This is a genomic window from Acinetobacter tjernbergiae DSM 14971 = CIP 107465 (genome assembly GCF_000374425.1).
In the GTDB taxonomy this organism is placed as follows: domain Bacteria; phylum Pseudomonadota; class Gammaproteobacteria; order Pseudomonadales; family Moraxellaceae; genus Acinetobacter; species Acinetobacter tjernbergiae.
On record NZ_KB894372.1, the window covers coordinates 17,345 to 35,998 of the forward strand.

General features: G+C 38.6%; 16 protein-coding genes. 8 read left to right on the plus strand and 8 right to left on the minus strand.

Annotated elements, in window-relative coordinates:
• Positions 1 to 43: 43 nt before the first annotated feature.
• Positions 44 to 631, minus strand: a complete 588-nt coding sequence (locus tag C502_RS0113995) for a hypothetical protein (protein WP_018679449.1) — start codon at positions 629 to 631, stop codon at positions 44 to 46.
• A gap of 315 nt (positions 632 to 946) precedes the next feature.
• Positions 947 to 1,336 (minus strand): tautomerase family protein, encoded by a 390-nt coding sequence (locus C502_RS0114000; protein WP_018679450.1) that lies wholly within the window; start codon positions 1,334 to 1,336, stop codon positions 947 to 949.
• A 508-nt stretch (positions 1,337 to 1,844) separates the two neighbouring features.
• On the opposite strand from C502_RS0114000, the gene C502_RS0114005 reads away from it, so the two are divergent.
• A complete protein-coding gene (locus tag C502_RS0114005) occupies positions 1,845 to 3,341 on the plus strand; it encodes a flavin-containing monooxygenase (RefSeq protein WP_018679451.1) in 1,497 nt (498 codons plus the stop codon).
• A 54-nt stretch (positions 3,342 to 3,395) separates the two neighbouring features.
• Here the strand turns inward: C502_RS0114005 and C502_RS0114010 are convergent, their stop codons facing one another.
• Positions 3,396 to 3,815 (minus strand): hypothetical protein, encoded by a 420-nt coding sequence (locus tag C502_RS0114010; protein WP_026315808.1) that lies wholly within the window; start codon positions 3,813 to 3,815, stop codon positions 3,396 to 3,398.
• A 351-nt stretch (positions 3,816 to 4,166) separates the two neighbouring features.
• Between C502_RS0114010 and C502_RS0114015 the strand changes: the two genes are divergently transcribed.
• Complete coding sequence (locus C502_RS0114015) at positions 4,167 to 4,601, plus strand: hypothetical protein (RefSeq protein WP_018679453.1); 435 nt, start codon at positions 4,167 to 4,169, stop codon at positions 4,599 to 4,601.
• Positions 4,602 to 4,892: 291 nt separating this feature from the next.
• Positions 4,893 to 5,213: a hypothetical protein gene (locus C502_RS0114020; protein ID WP_018679454.1), complete on the plus strand. Its 321-nt coding sequence runs from the start codon at positions 4,893 to 4,895 to the stop codon at positions 5,211 to 5,213.
• Positions 5,214 to 5,456: 243 nt separating this feature from the next.
• On the opposite strand, the gene glyS is transcribed toward C502_RS0114020, so the two are convergent.
• From glyS to C502_RS0114035, 3 genes are all read right to left on the minus strand, one after another.
• Positions 5,457 to 7,526, minus strand: a complete 2,070-nt coding sequence (gene glyS / locus C502_RS0114025; RefSeq protein WP_018679455.1) for a glycine--tRNA ligase subunit beta — start codon at positions 7,524 to 7,526, stop codon at positions 5,457 to 5,459.
• Positions 7,526 to 8,515 carry a glycine--tRNA ligase subunit alpha gene (gene glyQ, locus C502_RS0114030; RefSeq protein ID WP_018679456.1) on the minus strand — a complete coding sequence of 330 codons (990 nt, stop codon included), beginning with the start codon at positions 8,513 to 8,515 and terminating at the stop codon, positions 7,526 to 7,528. Before glyQ ends, glyS begins: the two co-directional genes overlap by 1 nt.
• A gap of 70 nt (positions 8,516 to 8,585) precedes the next feature.
• The gene (locus tag C502_RS0114035; RefSeq protein WP_018679457.1) at positions 8,586 to 9,212 is read right to left on the minus strand and encodes a hypothetical protein; all 627 of its coding nucleotides are present in this window, start codon (positions 9,210 to 9,212) and stop codon (positions 8,586 to 8,588) included.
• A 296-nt stretch (positions 9,213 to 9,508) separates the two neighbouring features.
• Here C502_RS0114035 and C502_RS0114040 point away from each other — a divergent pair, with 296 nt between their 5' ends.
• From C502_RS0114040 to C502_RS0114050, 3 genes are all read left to right on the plus strand, one after another.
• On the plus strand, positions 9,509 to 10,771 hold the full coding sequence (locus tag C502_RS0114040) for a putative DNA modification/repair radical SAM protein (RefSeq protein WP_018679458.1): 1,263 nt from the start codon (positions 9,509 to 9,511) through the stop codon (positions 10,769 to 10,771).
• A 2-nt stretch (positions 10,772 to 10,773) separates the two neighbouring features.
• A complete protein-coding gene (locus C502_RS0114045) occupies positions 10,774 to 11,568 on the plus strand; it encodes a TIGR03915 family putative DNA repair protein (protein ID WP_018679459.1) in 795 nt (264 codons plus the stop codon).
• 142 nt (positions 11,569 to 11,710) lie between these two features.
• The gene (locus tag C502_RS0114050) at positions 11,711 to 12,823 is read left to right on the plus strand and encodes an HPP family protein (protein WP_018679460.1); all 1,113 of its coding nucleotides are present in this window, start codon (positions 11,711 to 11,713) and stop codon (positions 12,821 to 12,823) included.
• Positions 12,824 to 12,892: 69 nt separating this feature from the next.
• On the opposite strand, the gene C502_RS0114055 is transcribed toward C502_RS0114050, so the two are convergent.
• Positions 12,893 to 13,162, minus strand: a complete 270-nt coding sequence (locus C502_RS0114055) for a PspC domain-containing protein (protein WP_018679461.1) — start codon at positions 13,160 to 13,162, stop codon at positions 12,893 to 12,895.
• Between the two features lie 339 nt (positions 13,163 to 13,501).
• Between C502_RS0114055 and C502_RS0114060 the strand changes: the two genes are divergently transcribed.
• On the plus strand, positions 13,502 to 14,167 hold the full coding sequence (locus C502_RS0114060; protein WP_023274775.1) for a hypothetical protein: 666 nt from the start codon (positions 13,502 to 13,504) through the stop codon (positions 14,165 to 14,167).
• A gap of 57 nt (positions 14,168 to 14,224) precedes the next feature.
• On the opposite strand, the gene C502_RS0114065 is transcribed toward C502_RS0114060, so the two are convergent.
• Complete coding sequence (locus tag C502_RS0114065) at positions 14,225 to 16,048, minus strand: acyl-CoA dehydrogenase C-terminal domain-containing protein (RefSeq protein ID WP_018679463.1); 1,824 nt, start codon at positions 16,046 to 16,048, stop codon at positions 14,225 to 14,227.
• A 239-nt stretch (positions 16,049 to 16,287) separates the two neighbouring features.
• Between C502_RS0114065 and C502_RS0114070 the strand changes: the two genes are divergently transcribed.
• Positions 16,288 to 18,612: a helix-turn-helix domain-containing protein gene (locus C502_RS0114070; RefSeq protein WP_018679464.1), complete on the plus strand. Its 2,325-nt coding sequence runs from the start codon at positions 16,288 to 16,290 to the stop codon at positions 18,610 to 18,612.
• Positions 18,613 to 18,654: the final 42 nt, after the last annotated feature.

Consider the following 18,654-nt stretch of genomic DNA (forward strand, 5'->3'; position numbering starts at 1 on the left):
TTTGTATCGACAAAGGGCTTTCTTTAAAGCAGATTTAAATAGATTAGTTCACGCCAACTTGAGCATTGGTGTTTACATTGGCATTCACGCCTAAGACTTTCACACCTACATTTGCACCTGTTTGTAGATTTTTTCGATCTGCATTCAAGCCTGTTTTGGCATTTACTGATGAAGTCTTACCATTCACTTGTGTATTGAGACTGGTTTGTGCATCTAAATTTAATGCCTTAGGTCGAGTTTGTTTTTCTTCAAGCTGTTTGTTGATCTTTGTTTTTTGATCAGCCGTAAATTGCTTAGCATCATTCGCTTTATTGACAGTGTAGTTGCGAGTGTTTTTGACAGTTTCATCAGTTTTACTGATCACTTGTGAGCTGACATTGGTTGCGACACCGATCGTTTGCTGAGTTGCATTTACGCCCGTATTTACAGCAGCATGACCAATATGCTGAGCGGTATGACCTACGCCTTGTGCCGTGTTTTTAACTGCACCTGTAACGCCTTTGATCAAGCCACCTGATTCTACATTCACTTGCGCCGAGCCATTGGCATTGATACCAACGTTTTGTGCAAAAATAGATGCAGAAGCAAGGAGAGTTGTTGTCACGATAGCGGTTTTGATCATTTTTTTCATTGCGATTTCCTTAAGCGATGTACCGTATTGGGGTACTTCATCAACGCAAATGCATCATAACCAGCAAAACAGAGAAAGCGATGGATTTCAGCAAAACTTTACAAGCACATTACAGCTTAAAAACACTGTAGCTAGAAATTGTGGAGATGATATTTTTCATAATTAAATGAAAAATAAAGTAAAAAATAGAGTTGATAGCAAAGTTTAATCTCAAATTTATAAGAAATAAAAGGTGAAAAGCATATTTGATCAACTTTCATATTGATGGAATAAAGAAAATTGAATGATCAAGTTTACGCTGCTTTAAAGGTTATTTTAAATCTCTACTTTAAAACCTAGATCAATTTCTGAAGCAGCAATCCCTCCGCGAATTCCCCAGTTCTCTAAGGCTTGTTCTTGAAGCAAAATAAAAATGTCATCTTTAGGAATACCGAGTTCAGTTAAATTTTTAACTAAAGTTTGATACAGCTTCTTTTTTGTTTCAATGCTGCGACCATAAAACATGCAAATTTCAATTAAAGTATATTTTTGAGATTTATTCGGTGGTATCCAAAAGTGTTCAGGGCGATGCTCAATATAACGAATGTGTCGATCATGCTCAGGGATTTGTAAAACTTCCCGTTGTGCTTGTATAACCGCATTCATCAGGGCTTGAACTGTTGTCGGTAGGTGTGAATAGCACACCTCAATCTTTGATAATGGCATGGTGAATTGCTCTTTTTATTTATTTCTTACTTTGATTAAGTTGATCATTCTACAACAACATATTGAACAGAGAGGGAAATTTTTTATTTCCCCTGCATCGTTATATTGAGCTAAAACAGTTTGACTGAAATGGCTTTTAAGCTTCTCAAAATTGTATTTTGTTTCATCGCTTTGAATATCGAAAACAGTGACCGTCCGTGTTTTCTGATCCAGTTTATGCTTTTGTGTCGCCACATTAATGACACTACATTGAATGGGTGATGCATTATTTGCAAAATTCTAATCCTATGAATTTATGTTATTGAGTGTGTAGATAAACGCTGAGAAGTTCAATCTATGTTTTGGGATAACAGTATAAATCTAAGCTGAATCGGTTGAATGCAAACAACGGTAAGCCACCTTAGCAATTTGTGTCAAAAATGACCTAAGAAAAGGCCTGTCTTGATAATGACCCTCTCAGTTGTTTATGCGATGTTGTTCACGGAATTAAAATAAGGAAATACGTGGTATGGGTACACAATCGAAGACTGTTCCATTTCATCGTGTCATTGTGATCGGCGGTGGTTTTGCAGGTCTGGGCGCAGCCATTAAACTCAAACAAGCAGGCATCCAAGATTTTATTTTGCTAGAAAAAGCCAATGAGTTGGGTGGGGTATGGCGTGAAAATACCTATCCAGGCTGTGCTTGTGATGTGCCTTCAGCATTGTATTCCTACTCTTTTGAGCCCAATCCTGCATGGAGTCGTGTGTTTGCAGGACAGGCTGAAATCAAACAATATCTGCAAAATACGGCACAAAAATACCAAGTATTACCTCATGTCCGTTTTCAACATGAAACCCTTGCAGCAACGTGGTCAGATGCTAAACAGTGCTGGATTATTAAAACCAATCAAGGCGAATTACATTCACAATTTGCGATTATGGCATGTGGCCCAATGCATGAGCCTGTCATTCCAAACATTCAAGGCTTAAAAGATTTTAAGGGTGAGATTTTCCATTCATCGCGTTGGCGACATGATGTGGACTTAACAGGAAAACGTGTTGCAGTAATTGGCACAGGTGCTTCAGCAATTCAGTTTGTGCCACAAATTCAGCCGTTGGTAAAACAACTCACTGTATTTCAACGCACACCGCATTGGATTTTACCTAAATCCGATATGCCACTCCCAAGTGCGATTCAAACCTTATTTAAATATGTCCCTGTCACTCAGTCGGTGATGCGTGGTTCAGTCTATGGCATCTTTGAAACCTTAAATGGTGGCTTACAAAGTAATGCGGCGATGCGACAAGTACAACGTATTGCCGAGTTTCATATTAAACAAGGCATTAAAGACGCTAAGTTACGTGCCAAAGTCACACCAAATTATGTGATTGGCTGTAAACGTATTCTGCAATCTAATGAATGGTACCCAACTCTAGCCCAAGACAATGTCAATGTGGTGGCGGGTGCATTGAGCGAAGTGAAAGGCAAGCAGTTGATTGCCAGTGATGGCACGACTTTTGAAGCTGATGTGATCATTCTCGGGACAGGTTTTGAAGTCGCTGAACCACCAATTGCACAGCGAGTCTATAACCGTTATGGGCAAAGCATGTCTGATGTGTGGCAGGGTAGTCCAGAAGGTTATATGGGAACGATGGTGGCGGATTGTCCGAATGGTTTTTTGATGTTCGGCCCTAATATTGCGGTGAGTTCATCTGCTTTTATCATCATTGAAGCCCAACTGACTTATATTGTTGATGCCTTAAAACAAGCAATTCAAAAAAATATCAAAAGCATAGAACCTGACCCTGTGCGTATGGCTGAATTTAATCAACGCGTGCAAGAGGCTTTACAAACGACGGTGTGGAATAAAGGGGGTTGTCAGAGTTATTTCATTGATCGAAATGGGCGTAACAGTACGGTATGGCCGTGGACAACGTTTAAGATGCGTCAGCAACTCAGTTATTTTAATTTGAATGAATATTTGATTGATCATCAAGTTGGGGGAGAAGCCGAACTTGTTTAATCAAACTAAGGGTTAAGCTAAACACCTCTAAGTCGATTAGAGGTGTTTTTATTTTTAGTTCGATGATGATTGGCTAAGTTCTGCATGCACAATTGGAATGTTCCCGTCATTTGTACCGATGACAGCATCTTTGGTTTCTTGCAGTTTCTTTGTGGTGACTTCTTTGGTTTCTTCAGCTTTTGCCTGAATTGATTGAGATTGCTCAGCACTATAAACTTTGGCTTCTTGCCATGATTTGCTTATTTTTGCAGATGTTTTTTCTGAACCATGTTGAATCGAGTGACCTAAGTTTTGGATGCCTTTTCCTGTTTTATACAGTAGTACACGTCCGATACTTGGATTATCACCATAAGGAAGTGTTTTTTCAGCCGTTGCAGTATTCGCATTCGCCGTAGTTGTATTTGTTTCGGCTGCCCAGAGAGAAGACGATGCGATCAGTGCAGTCGCTAAACACAGTGAAGGTACTTTTTTCATCATCTTTTCCGTCCCATAACTGACCTTGCCATAATCCAAGCTTTATAGCTTATCGCCAAGTATAAGAAAAGAATGTAGGTAATGTGAAATTGATACAGTGCGTAAAAATTATGTCTGTTCAGTTTGATAGCTCATATGTTTGTAGCGTATTCGCTTCTTCATCCAATTCAGAAGATCAGGTTGTTAATCAAATATTTGATGAGCGTTGACGCCTTGTTTTCCCCATGGTAGTTTTAATTCAATACAAATCAATATTTTCGCGGTTTATTTTTAATCAAAATAGGTATCTTATGCAGCAGATTTTGGAATCGTATACCTCACTTCTGCCGCATAAGCGTAGTTGGGCATTATATGATTCAAGGAATAACATTCAAAATTATCTGGCGTGATGATGATATGTATGAATTTCAAATTACCTCGTCAGATGGTATTTCTACTTTTATTAACAAAGTTTATGTTGGGTATGATAATTACAATAAAATGGTATCTGAAATTTATCAGTTCAAAAACCACATTTACGGTGGAATCTACGATATTCAATTTGGTGAATTTGGCCCAGAATATGCTAGTGGAGCATTTGTTGCACGATTACATTTTCAAGAACTTGGAAAAATTTACGTTAGTATTCATGCACAATCAGAGTTTATTGATTTTGGTAAGAAAAATATTGCAAGCGAAGTAAAGCTATTTTTCACTACAGAGCCAGTATTGCTAGATAATTTCATTGAACAACTTAAACTGCTAAAGTCCGAGCTAGTCAATGAAGCTAGCCTAGAAATTTTCTAGCATAAGTATAGAATTTATCTTTAATTTTTTCAGCTTCCGAAAACATGACTATTCATAAAAAAAATTAATATGGTTTAACTTTTTATGGATGTTTCTGTAATCTGTCTAACTTGCGCCTTGCGCGGGTAGTTGCGCATCAGTAAAGCATGATCGAAATACTAGAAAATTTTGAAATATTGAAGAGTAGCTCACTTGAGTTAGATAACCTTTCTTTGGCTGGCGTGAAAATATGGAAGTGATGTAAATGAATTCCCATTCGAAAAGATTACTGAGATTACATTAGCTCCAATTGTGAAAGGCTCTTCTTGGTCTAAAGCAGAAGGGAGTCGATATTATGATGAAAACGAAAATGAGTTATCGAAAGCTGAATTAATAAATAATGTAGTTCAAGAAGGTGGTGTTTTTCATTTTTATGAAAAAATTAGTTTTGTAGTAAAAAATGGAAAAATTCGTGATTTTTCAATCTATGGCGCATATAAAGATTACTATAGTTACATTAAAACTTTGAGCAATTTGAAGAAGAATTTGGAAAGCCAGAAAAGATGGAAATTACGGAAGCATATGGCGACATTATGGATTATAAATGCTTTTACAATAATGGTAAAAAGCTAATCGTTTGGGATGTAGATCAGAAAGCCATTGTTGTTATCTTGCTGAGAAGTGATCTTGTGTCGAAGTAAACACGCCAACTTGGCACTCAACAAGGACAATGCCCCAACCACTTATGGGGCAATTTTTATAATTCAGATGAATCGCAAAATGGCAATTTGTATTAAAATTTGGCTGACGATTATTCGATAAAATAAACCCCGCTAATTTATAGCGGGGTCTACCTTATTTTTCAATTACTTAACATCAACCCTGCAATACACTTACATCTGCAATTGCCGTGAATAAATCACGCAACTGAGCCAATAAACGTAAACGGTTGGCTTTCAATTCAACGTCATCTGCCATAACCATTACACCTTCAAAGAAAGCATCAATTGGCGCACGAAGCGCAGCAAGCTTAGACAATGCTTCGGTATAATTACGTGTAGCAAGTAAAGGCTGAACCACAGGCGTAAGTGCTTGAAGCTCTGCATAAAGCGCTTTCTCAGCAGCTTCAACCAAGTTCGCTTCAACCACAGCCCCTTCAGGCGTTGCTTCTTTCGCAAGAATATTAGCAACACGTTTATTTGCCGCAGCCAATGCAGCCGCTTCTGGCAAAGTACGGAAATGATTGACAGCAGTGACACGCTTATCAAAATCAAGTGGAGATTTTGGAGCAAGTGCTTGAACCGCTTGAATCACATCAACTGATACGCCTTGGTCTTCATACTTGGCACGGTAACGACCTTCAAGGAACGCAACGGCATCAGCACGGGTCTTATCATGATCTTTAACCACGTCACCATAACCTTGAAGCGCAAAGTTCACTAGTTCTTCAATCGTGACATCGAGTTCATTTTCAATGATCAAACGTAAGATACCGATTGCAGAACGACGTAATGCAAATGGATCTTTAGAACCTGTTGGTGCTTGACCAATACCGAAAATACCGACCAATGTGTCTAAACGGTCAGCAAGCGCAATGGTTGTACCTGTCTTAGTTTGCGGTAATACATCACCAGCAAATTTAGGTAAGTACTGTTCACCTAAAGCTTCTGCAACTTCATTATTCTCACCTTCAAGGCGTGCATAGTAAGTACTTGCAATCCCTTGAAGCTCTGGGAATTCACCCACAAGTTCAGAGGTTAAGTCACATTTCGCAAGTAACGCAGCTTTCTCAGCATCAGTAACATTTGCACCTGTAATTGGAGACAATGCCACCGCTAATTTAGCAATACGTTCTGATTTATCCCAAAGCGTACCCAATTGTGCTTGGAATACCATATTTGCGAGTTTTTCTTTACGGCTTGCAAGTGGTTGCTTTTGGTCTTGTAAAAAGAAGAATTCAGCATCTGACAAACGAGGGCGTACAACTTTCTCATTTCCTTCAATAATTTGAATCGGATCTTTTGACTCAATATTTGAAATGGTAATGAAGTAAGGTTGTAATTTACCTTCAGCATTGATTAAACAGAAATACTTTTGGTTGTCCTGCATGGTGGTAATCAATGCTTCTTGAGGAACAGCTAAATAACGCTCTTCAAAGGTTGCACGTAACGCAACAGGCCATTCAACCAAACTGGTGACTTCATCAAGTAAGTCTGCTGGCACAATTGCAGTGGCATTGACTTCATCTGCCAATGTTTTGACTTGTGCTTGAATGGTTGCTTGACGCTTTTCAAAGTTCGCAACGACATAAGCTTGCTCTAAGGCAGCTAAATAGTCATTTGCATGTGTCAGAGTCACTGCTTCTGGCGCATGGAAACGATGACCATAGGTCACGTTACCTGCTTTATGATCTTGAATGGTTGCTTCAACGACTTGGTCGTCTTTCAACAATACAACCCATTTTACTGGACGCACGAATTCAGTACGGCTTGCCGCTGAACGCATACGTTTAGCGATTGGCAAGTCATCCAACGCAGCTTGTAAAATTTGTGGCAGTAAAGCATCAAGGCTTTGACCTTTCACATCTTTCAAGAAGCACACTTTTTCAACTTTACCTGCTTGGAACGTTGAAAGCTGATCAACCGTAACGCCTTGACCGCGCATAAAGCCTTCAAGGGCTTTAGTTGCTTTGCCTTCAGCATCATAAGCCGCTTGTACCGCAGGGCCGTCAAAACGTTTTTGCGTGTCCGCTTGAGCAGCATCGATATCCACAATTTTAAGGGCTAAACGACGTGGAGCAGCATAAGCTTGAATAGACGCGAAGTTTAAGCCTGCATCTTTGAGGCCTTTTTCAGTTTCAGCTTTTAAAGCATCACGTAAAGTCTTTAAGCTTTTTGGTGGAAGTTCTTCACAGCCAAGTTCGAATACAACTGTATGCTTGGTCATTATTTATTCTCCTTCGCTTTTTCAGCTTGGGCTGCTTCTGCTTCAACTTGTGCTTTGAGTTGAGCCAATACTTCATCACGTAAATGCGGTTCTGCCATTGGGAAACCGAGTTTCGCACGGGCAGCGACATAACTTTGTGCAATTGAACGCGCCAAAGTACGCACACGTAAAATATAACGTTGACGTTCAGTCACAGAAATAGCACCACGCGCATCAAGTAAGTTAAAGCTATGCGATGCTTTAATGACTTGCTCATAAGCAGGGAGTGGCAGTTCAGCTTCCATTAAGCGAGTTGCTTCCGCTTCATAGAAATCGAATAATTCAAACATTTTTTCAACGTTGGCATATTCAAAGTTATAGGTTGATTGCTCAACTTCATTTTGATGGAATACATCGCCGTAAGTCACTGTACCGAACTGACCTTTAGTCCAAACCAGATCGTAAACTGAGTCTACACCTTGAAGGTACATCGCAAGACGTTCTAAACCGTAAGTAATTTCGCCAGTCACAGGGTAGCATTCAACACCACCGACTTGTTGGAAGTAAGTGAACTGAGTCACTTCCATACCATTTAACCAGACTTCCCAACCTAAGCCCCATGCGCCAAGCGTTGGAGATTCCCAGTTATCTTCCACGAAACGAATGTCATGCGTCAACGTATCAATCCCGATCGCTTTTAAAGAATCGAGATAAAGCTGTTGGATATTGTCTGGGTTTGGTTTTAAGACGACTTGGAACTGATAGTAATGTTGTAAGCGGTTCGGGTTCTCACCATAGCGACCATCTTTCGGACGGCGTGAAGGTTGAACATAAGCCGCATTCCAAGTTTCTGGCCCTAATGCACGTAAGAATGTTGCAGTGTGGAATGTTCCTGCACCCATTTCCATATCATATGGTTGTAATATGACGCAGCCTTGCTCCGCCCAATAGTTTTGTAGGGCAAGAATTAAGCCCTGAAATGTATCAATATGCGATATAGCACGACTCATGGTGCATCCACTGGAATCAAACAAAAATTGTGCTTAAGTATAAGGATTTTGCGGAGTAGTGGCAAAGGCTTTACCTAAATTGTGATTGCATAATTACTTTTAAGTTTGAAGCTTTTTCTAATGGGTTATATGTATTGGTAATAGTAAAGAAGTCTGAACCAACTAAAAGAGGTTTATAAATCAATTTATAGTGTTTTTCTAAAATATGGGCAGTTGAGCATATTACGTCCCCCAATTTACGAGGATAGCTATAATTTTTAATAAGTCTGGGCATTATTGCAAAATCCAAAATGATGTCACCACCTATATTCACCCATGCGTGAACATTTTGGATACCAGTAGTTATTTTGTTGTTATATTCATACATTAATGATTCTTTAGTAACATCAAATTCATCATCAGGTGAATTGTTCACGTTAATGTTTCCAAATACCATATCAACATTGTAGCCAAGAGCATGTAAATACATAAATGCGTGTGCATTTAAATCTAAACACATATTCCCCCAATAAGGATAAATGGCAAATTTTTGTTCAATAAAATCAAATAACTCCCCATTTACAATTTCTAATAATTTGTCCATTTCTTTTTTTTCTGTGTATTGCTTTGCTGCTGGTGTTAGCTGAAGGTTTTGTAACCCTAATTCATGTGAAAATTTGATTGCATTTTTAATATTTTCTAAGTAATTGTTGTTCATGTAAATAGTTTAGATAACCTAGTTGAAAATGAGTATAAGGATTTTCGGTTGCAGTGCAAAGGATTCGAGCGTTTCAGCGACAAGTTCTGATAATAAATTATTTAAAGTTTTTTGTTTAATTTTCGAGTCAATTCAAAATGTACTCGATAGCAGACATACTTTCTCAGTTGGCAAAGTCTTGAATAGTAGTTTATTCACTTAAACGTCACCTCATGACGCATAACATCTTTATCAATCTTAATTTTCAAATCATGAAATGTTAGCTTTGAAATGATGTTGTCACAGAGGTGTTTGATATGTCTGATCGCATTCGTGAAAAATTACAAATTCTTGCGGACGCTGCCAAATATGACGTGTCCTGTTCCTCCAGTGGCAGTGACCGTAAAAATAAAGATAAGGGGCTAGGAGATGCCAGTCGTTCAGGCATTTGCCATAGCTATACCGAAGATGGGCGTTGTGTTTCATTGCTGAAAATCTTGTTTAGTAATGTCTGTATTTTTGATTGTGCTTATTGCGTGTCACGCCGTTCCAATGATGTGAAACGGGCTGCATTTACGGTACAAGAAGTGGTTGATCTCACCATTAATTTTTATCGTCGTAATTATATTGAAGGGTTGTTTCTGAGTTCAGGAATTTTTAAGTCTGCTGATTATACGATGGAGCGGATGCTGCAAGTGGTGAAAAAACTACGACTTGAAGAAAATTTTAATGGCTATATTCACCTCAAAACCATTCCGGGTGCTTCACCAGAGCTGATTCACGAAGCAGGGCTTTATGCAGATCGGATGAGCATCAATTTAGAAATGCCAACTGAGGTTGGATTAAAAGCGTTTGCTCCTGAAAAATCCCATCAAGAAGTACAAAAAGATTTAGGTTTAGTACGAGATCGACTGATTCAACTCAAAGATGAACGTCAAATTATTAAGCATGTGCCGAAATACGTACCTGCAGGGCAGACCACACAAATGGTGGTCGGCGCACATCTGGAAACCGATCAAGACGTACTGGTGATGGCAGATCGACATTACAAAGAATTTAAACTCAAACGTGTCTATTTCTCAGGCTATATACCAATCAATACGGAAAATAACTATTTGCCTGCGGTGGGTTCTGCACCACCATTATTAAGAGAAAATCGACTGTATCAAAGTGATTGGTTGATGCGTTTTTATGGGTTTCAGGTCAATGAAATTGTCAATGAAAAACATCCATATTTAGATTTAGATGTAGACCCAAAACTGAGTTGGGCACTACGTCACCCTGAACAATTTCCAGTGGATTTAAATCGTGCAGATTATCAAATGATTTTGCGCGTCCCAGGTATTGGGGTGAAGTCTGCCAAGAAAATCGTACAAGCGCGTCGTTTTGGTAAAGTGCATATTGATTTACTAAAACAACTCGGTGTGGCGTATTCACGTGCCAAGTTTTTTATTCATTGTGAAGCCAGTCCGCGTTTCCAAAAAGAGCTTTCTACTATTGATATTCGGCAGCAGATATTAACGCAGGGTTCATCCAAGTACGTTAAACAACTGTCACCACAATTGAGTTTAGGGTTCTAAACATGCTCAATGATGCTGTGGTTTATTATTATTTTGATGGCTCAATGGTCGGTTTACTCAACTGTGTATTTCGTGCTTTTCAATTTAAAGAGTTTCACGTACAACTCTGTTTAAACCAAGGCACGCAGCATGGCTTATTTGCTACGGTGGTTGAGATTCCAAATCATGAGCAACATGCAGGTCGTGTTTGGTCAGCCTTACAACAGAAACTTTCGTATTCATCTTTAAGACAATTTTATTTTGCTTATTTGTCAGAATCCTTAGATGCCTATCAGCATTTATTTAATTACTGTATCTATGTTTTTCGGCATCAACATTCAGTCGAGAAAAACTATTCGCATCCCAGTGTTTTAGCGATTTCACAATGGGCGAAAAGGGTGGGGCGCGAAAAACATCGTATGGAAGCTTTTGTGCGATTTAAGAAAACCACTGATGGTTTATTTTTAAGTTTGGTTCGACCTGATTTTAATGTCTTGCCTTTGATACAGTCGCATTTTAAGCGTCGTTATCAAGATCAACGTTGGTTGATTTATGACGAACAACGCAAATATGGATTGTATTATGATTTACGCGAAATTCATGAGGTGTCTTTAGAGGTTAGTCAAATTGACCGTAATCTCGAAAATGGTGCGAGTCAAAACTTCCAATTAGAATTAGATGAACAAGAAGAACTATACGATCAACTTTGGAAAGATTATTTCAATAGTATCAACATTAAAGAACGTCAGAATGTGAAATTGCACGTGCAATATTTACCTAAACGCTATTGGCGTTATCTCAACGAAAAAAATATATAAACTACTTTTTGCAATGAATAGATTAGCCGGCCTCTAGAATCTTTTCCATAGTTTAAAACTATAATTTAAATACATCTTTGTTTTAAGATCAGCGTATACTGCTGCAACCGATGAAAACAACACGATTACGGTAAGGTGTATTGTGAGCTTGATCCAATCAGACTGGCTAAATTTACTAAAACCCAATTATAAAGTATTACCTTTGAAAGAACGTTTACTTTCAGGATTTGGTGCGCTTTGTGGTTTAGCAATATCCTCTTTAATTAGTTGGTATGTATTGGGCGGTATGAATGCATGGTATATCGCTCCTATGGGTGCCTCTTCTGTACTGCTTTTTGCAGTTCCGAATAGTCCATTAGCTCAGCCTTGGAATGTTGTGGTTGGGAATACCTTAGCAGGGCTGATTGGAGTAACCTGTACACAGCTTTTGCCTGATTTAACCTCTGCTTTTAGTATTGCGGTTGGATTGGCAATTTTTATGATGATGACCACCGATTCATTGCATCCACCGAGTGGAGCAGTGGCAATTACCGCCGTATTAGGTGGGGATGCCGTACACCGTTTAGGCTTTCAATTTATCTTATATCCTGTGTTACTCAATTCGATTTTATTATTATTGATTGCAGTCTTTTTTAATCGGTTGATTGGTCGACATTATCCGATTACAGCGCATATTAATGAACGCTCTAAAGATCCAACACCAACCCAAAAAGTATCAATTCAACCGAAAGATATTAGATATGCTTTGGCACATCACACCGAGCTATTAGATATTAGTCAATATGATTTGGAAAAAATCATTTTAGAAGCACAAGAACGGGCCAATGAACGTCTGACGAACTCATTTGTTTGTCAAGACATTATGAGTCGAGATGTGATGAAATTGCATGAAGATGATGATATTCATCAGGCTTTGGATAAATTTAAAGCAGTGAATTTGATGAGTTTGCCTGTTGTCAATACCGCAAATCATTTGGTGGGGACATTGGCTTTATATGAAGTGGTGGAATGGTTTAAAAGTGCGACTGATCCGAGAAATTCTTGGCAACACTATGTCCGACAAATTATGAGTCATCGTGTTGTCATTGTTGACCCATCTCAACCCATTCAGGATTTAATCCCTTATTTTGTGGAGAAGTCATTTAACTATATCCCTGTGGTTGAAAATAAATGTTTGATTGGGATCATTAGTCGTGCCGATATGATTGCTGCGCTACAGCAACAGCTTAATCGTCAAAAGCTTTCATTTGAATAAAAAATAAAAAAAAGCTACGGTTGTATTCGGGGGAAATTCAACCGTAGCGACCAAAAGTGGAAAAAAGGATTAACGTTTTATGCTTTGATCATCATAAATCGTTTTGACAGGTTGCTGGTAACCTTGCGTATGTTCAACTGGAGTGAGCTGTTTTTTGGGAATAACTAACCATAAAATTAGATAGACCAAAATACCCGGAAAGGCAGCGCTCATGAGCGAAATCACGACAAAGATCAAGCGTAATAAATTTGCATTCCAACCAAAACGTTCCGCAATACCGCCCATTATCCCAGCGATCATGCTTTGTTGGTTTGAGCGATATAAACCAGAATTGGTCATTGAATTTTTCTCCTTAAAATATATATGAAACAGCAAAAATACTTTTATTGGTGATTTGCTACTGTTAATAAATAAATAGGGATGAACGAAGATTTTTAAAGTTTAAACAGATAAGAGAATCGTTACCGTGTGTAAAAGACTGATGGAAAAAGCGACAGTATCGCCTAAAATGCACCGACTTAAAGCACACTGCTTTGTCAAATCACGATTTCAATCCTATTGCTTTCCTTCTATTTACCCTTTTGGGGAATGGACTGACACCAATATTAACCCTATATTTTCAAAAAATTAGGCTTAAATTTGTAAAGAAAGTAATCATGATGTTAGAGAATTATGGATATGCAGTTCAGGTTATTCTTACAGCATTTTAGTGTAGGGATTCTTTTTAGTTTTGGTTTAAGTGCATGTGATAGCCATCATCCTGAATCGATGAAACAGCCAACCCAAGCACAGCCAAATGGTGAAGAAGTTTCTGCCCCCAATGTATCAGATGATGAAAAAACAATTTCTAGTGAAGGCGTTGCATTAACTGAGGTTGCAGGGCAGGCAACGATTCCTCATGTGGCATCAAATCATATGACTAAACCCACGCAGCAAGATTTACGCTATGCTGGGCGCTATCATGCACGGATTCCATGTACAGATGCGTTTGCAGGTTGTGTAAAGGGTGAAAAAGAAGCCGAATATATTTTAAATTTGTTAGAAGATGGTTCAGTGTATTGGACCAATACCAGTTTTGGACGCTTAGGTGCAGACCCATCTCGTAATATTGCTAAAATAGAACAAACCTGTAAACAAGTACAATGGCATGTACATACCACAGGAAAAAAAATAATGGTTCGTTGTGAAGCCGCAGATCTCAATTTGTATTATCAAATTAGTCAAAATCATGATTTGGTTTTAGATTTAGATCAAATTTGGAATGCTGATCATGGACGGAATCGCAAATTTTTTAAAGAATACCCATTTCCTCAACAGGCGTATATATTTGAAAAAGTAAAATAAAAATAATTTTTGATGTAAAAAAAAGAGCGCATCAAGCGCTCTTTTTTGTCGTTTCGATTAGTAATCGAAACTGAAGTGTTCTGGTGCAAGTGAAGTTAATGTGCGTGAAGTTGATACCATTGATTCTGCATGGCCCTGAGCGCGTGGTAATAAACGGTCGAAGTAGAAATCAGCAACTTTGATTTTTGCTTTATAGAATTCTGGTGTTTCGATTCCGTTCCCTGCTTCTAATTTCTCAGAAGCAATCACTGCTTGTTGTGCCCAGAAGTAAGCCATCATCACATAACCAGAGAACATCAAGAAATCAGCTGAAGCTGAAGATACGATGTCACGGTCTTTACGAGCAGCAAGCATGATACGAACAGTTAAAGTATTCCATTGAGCACAAAGCTTCGTTAAGTCCCAAGCAAAACGACGTAAGTACTTGTTACGTGCATGAGTCGCACAGAACTTCAAAATTTCAGCAGTATAGTCACGAACGACTTTACCTTTTGAGCTTAAAAGAACTTTACGACCTAATAAGTCAAGTGCTTGGATACCTGTTGTACCCTCATACAGTGTTGAGATACGAGCATCACGCGCGATTTGTTCCATACCCCATTCACGGATATAGCCATGACCGCCATACACTTGCATACCGTTGTTTGCTGCTTCCAAGCCTAATTCAGTCAAGAAACCTTTTAAAATCGGGGTATAGAAACCAAGTTTGTCATCGGCAGCTTCATAAGCAGCTTGATCGCCACTTACTAATGCATCTGTCATTTTATCTGCAAGTTTTGCAGCATGATAGATCATTGAACGACCGCCTTCAGCAATCGCTTTTTGAGTTAAAAGCAAACGACGTACGTCAGCGTGGTGAATAATCGCATCACCTACACGCTCAGGTTCTTTCTTACCAGAAAGTGCGCGCATAGACATACGATCTTTCGCATAAGGTAAAGCACCTTGGAATGAAAGCTCAGCGTGAGCAACACCTTGAACCGCTGTACCAATACGCGCAGTGTTCATGAAGGTAAACATCGCATGTAAACCTTTGTTGATTTCACCGATGAGGTAGCCTGTTGCATTATCAAAGTTAAGTACTGCTGTTGCAGAGGCTTTAATACCCATTTTGTGTTCAATAGAACCACAAGAAACCGTATTGCGCTCACCTACACCGCCATCAGCAGTCGGGATGAATTTCGGTACGATGAATAAAGAAATACCACGAGTACCCGCAGGTGCATCTGGAAGACGCGCAAGTACGATATGAATGATATTGTCTGTTAAATCATGCTCACCCGCAGAGATGAAGATTTTAGTACCAGAGATTTTATATGTACCGTCAGCAGCAGGTTCTGCTTTAGTTTTTACTTGACCTAAGTCTGTACCACATTGAGGTTCAGTTAAGCACATTGTGCCTGACCAAGTCCCTTCAACCAATTTAGGCATATAGGTATTTTTTTGCTCATCCGTACCGAACTGCATGATGGTGTTCATACAACCTGTACTTAAACCTGGATACATGGTGAATGACCAGTTCGCCGTACCCATCATTTCAGATTTAATGAGGTTTAAAGACATTGGTAAGCCTTGACCACCAAATTCTTCTGGGTAAGAAAGACCTTGCCAACCGCCCATTACGAATTGGTCATACGCTTCTTTAAAGCCTTTAGGTGTTGTTACTTCGCTATTGTTGAAAGTACAACCTTCTTCATCACCTGATTGGTTGAGTGGAGAAAGCACGTTTTCGCAGTAATCTGCTGCACCTTCAAGAATCATATCAACTGTTTCAGCATCCGCATTTTGACCACTTGTCAAAGTTTGGTAATGTGCTGGATAATCTAACATTTCGTTCATTAAGAAACGAATATCACGGAGAGGGGCTTTATATGCTGGCATAATCTTAATCCTGTATTTGAATCATTTTGGATTATCTGTTTCGATACTTTGATTATTCATAATAGTGATAAAAATACATTGATAAACTCTAGGGAAAAAAATGTCAGAAAAGCGAATTTTAGAAAATAGTAATGTGTAAGAAAATCATTTTTCTGTTAGAGTCTTTGCAGATATTATATGTGAAAAATGATCTATTTTATAGTTGAAAATATAACGATATAAGGGTGTTTGGTAAAGCTATGCGTTTAAAATATTTAACATTATGCTTATTGGGTCTTGGTCTTTCTGCTTGCTCGCAGCATGTCATTAAAACCAATTCAGGTTCTAAAAATTTAGAGCAAAAGGCGATTAATAGTCTCAATGCGATGTATGAATATCCGAGCTATGATTATCGCGGAAAATTTAATGTTCATGTCGATCTTGAACGAGATAAATCAACAGCTCCATCCGCGCAATCATCTCTAGATGCAGCGCTCAAGCAAAAAGTTGATCAATATTTACAAGACCAAAAGGTCAATTTAAATAGTAAACAGAAGCAAGCGCTTTATGTTGCGTTAGCACAAGAACAAAAAGCAGCTAAGCTTTCTAAAGCAGATCAGTTTGCTCAAGTCATGGTCAATATCCTAAACGACATGCAGTTTGAATATGATGGTTCTGTGCATTATCGCCAAAAAGTGGGATCATTCAACCTCACTGCACGTTATGAAAAACCAACCTTATTGATACAAGCCAAAGTGCCGATGGTGCTTGATTTGAATAATTATAAGTTTTATATCAACTACTTTGCGCTGATGCCGTATTTGGTGAACAAAGAAAACCAAAACAATTTGGCATATTTAGATTTTTCTAAATATCAAGATTTATTTAAGCAAGTTGATTACAAAAAACTAGTCGAATATATGAAAGCATCAGGTGCGGTGTATTATCGTCTTGCTGATCAAAATAATATTCAGGCCTTGTCTATTTCTTCAACTGACCAAAAGGCAGGTGTGGTTGAAAAAATTCGCTTAAAATCGACCGTTGAAGAGCTAATCCTACAAGCGAACTTGTATAGCAAAGTCAATGAAAAATATTTAATGCAAAGCATTTTGAATATTAAACAGCAAAATCTAGAAAAATTTATTGCAAATGAAGCAAGTACTACAAATAAAGCCAAACCTGAGACAGCGGCTTCTGTCTTAGATAAAAAAGATTCCGCAGATGATGCCAGTGTGGTCAGCCAACAACTCTATCGTTTGGTGAATCAACATTTTGGTGTTGAAAATGAAGTAGCAGATGATACATCTATTACTGACGTTGCAGAAGATGCTGCAGAAGCAGCTAGACAAGCTGCAAGAGGTGATTCAGAGCCAACTGATGCTGTTGCTGATTCAGCTTCATCGGTAGATGATGAAGGTTTAACCGAGGCGCAATGTACGGCACTACAAAATACCATGAAGGCGATTTATGGCGATGCACAATATTGCCAAAGTATGTATGAGATTGATGTATTTGGTGTGAAGAAGACTGAACCAAGCTTCTTATCTTATATTGATAAATTGCAGGCTTTGGAAAAAGAGTTTGTTGTCTATGATCAAAACCAGTTTGTTGATGATCAAGCCTTTAAAGCACTTTGGACAAAACACCAAGCTGATATCGACAAAGCATTACCACCTGTAGATAAGCGTAATCCATTGATCATCGATATTGGTTTAGATGCAGAGGGGCGTGCAGTCAAAATTGATTATGATTTCAATTATGGCTTACCTGAGTTAAAAGCTCGCTTCAATATGAAAGCGGATATGCTGATTTCGAACTATGGTAATGCCACACCGATTGATCAGGCTCAATTGAAACGTGCAAAAACATGGGCAGAAACCAGTAAAGGTTCAATACTGGAACAAGCGATGGGAAGTTTCTCTGAGAAATTGGGGCAAACGGGTATCCAAGAGCGTTCAGTTGAGCCTTATACTTTATCTTTAGATGATCAACTGAAAGTGATTGCAGAACAACGTTATGATGCAACACATGCTTATGAACACACCTACAAAGCCGTCTTTATTGCTAAATTGGTTGAAAGTAAGCCCCAAATTGCACAGCGTTACTCTAGCCAAGAATTACAGGAAATTGCAGCGGTTTATGCCTATTGGTATGGCAATGAAGACGTGTATAACCCAGAAGGAAAAGCACTAAAAAGCATTGAAGCCTTACAGAAGAAACATCATCTTGAGCAAGAAGACCAGTTCGATGACAAGTTAGGTCAGGCAGTCAATCGTATTGTGAATGATGCGATGCATGGTGATCAAGATCGTCAAGCATGGAAAAAATTACAAGCCCAATATAAACAGCCACAGCAGCTATTTGCTCAACAATATCAAATCCAATTTGAACGTGATAATGGGGTTTCGAGTGAAGAAAAACCTTTACTGGCACAAACCGCTGCGATTTTAGGGCAAGTGTATGTTGATGCACGTAAGAATCAGTTGTCTGAGAAAACCATTAAAGCTTTAAAAATTGAGCATAATGAATTTATTGATTATGAAATTTTTAAAGATGTTTATTTGAAAATGCTGACGGCAAAATAATTGAATATTGATAAAAAAGAACCTGCGTAATGCAGGTTCTTT

Bases quoted from the DNA above. Each gene is read 5' to 3' on its own strand.
- C502_RS0113995 (WP_018679449.1), bottom strand. From the start codon at position 631: ATGAAAAAAATGATCAAAACCGCTATCGTGACAACAACTCTCCTTGCT.
- C502_RS0114000 (WP_018679450.1), bottom strand. From the start codon at position 1,336: ATGCCATTATCAAAGATTGAGGTGTGCTATTCACACCTACCGACAACA.
- C502_RS0114005 (WP_018679451.1), top strand. From the start codon at position 1,845: ATGGGTACACAATCGAAGACTGTTCCATTTCATCGTGTCATTGTGATC.
- C502_RS0114010 (WP_026315808.1), bottom strand. From the start codon at position 3,815: ATGAAAAAAGTACCTTCACTGTGTTTAGCGACTGCACTGATCGCATCG.
- C502_RS0114015 (WP_018679453.1), top strand. From the start codon at position 4,167: ATGATTCAAGGAATAACATTCAAAATTATCTGGCGTGATGATGATATG.
- glyS (WP_018679455.1), bottom strand. From the start codon at position 7,526: ATGACCAAGCATACAGTTGTATTCGAACTTGGCTGTGAAGAACTTCCA.
- glyQ (WP_018679456.1), bottom strand. From the start codon at position 8,515: ATGAGTCGTGCTATATCGCATATTGATACATTTCAGGGCTTAATTCTT.
- C502_RS0114035 (WP_018679457.1), bottom strand. From the start codon at position 9,212: ATGAACAACAATTACTTAGAAAATATTAAAAATGCAATCAAATTTTCA.
- C502_RS0114040 (WP_018679458.1), top strand. From the start codon at position 9,509: ATGTCTGATCGCATTCGTGAAAAATTACAAATTCTTGCGGACGCTGCC.
- C502_RS0114045 (WP_018679459.1), top strand. From the start codon at position 10,774: ATGCTCAATGATGCTGTGGTTTATTATTATTTTGATGGCTCAATGGTC.
- C502_RS0114055 (WP_018679461.1), bottom strand. From the start codon at position 13,162: ATGACCAATTCTGGTTTATATCGCTCAAACCAACAAAGCATGATCGCT.
- C502_RS0114060 (WP_023274775.1), top strand. From the start codon at position 13,502: ATGCAGTTCAGGTTATTCTTACAGCATTTTAGTGTAGGGATTCTTTTT.
- C502_RS0114065 (WP_018679463.1), bottom strand. From the start codon at position 16,048: ATGCCAGCATATAAAGCCCCTCTCCGTGATATTCGTTTCTTAATGAAC.
- C502_RS0114070 (WP_018679464.1), top strand. From the start codon at position 16,288: ATGCGTTTAAAATATTTAACATTATGCTTATTGGGTCTTGGTCTTTCT.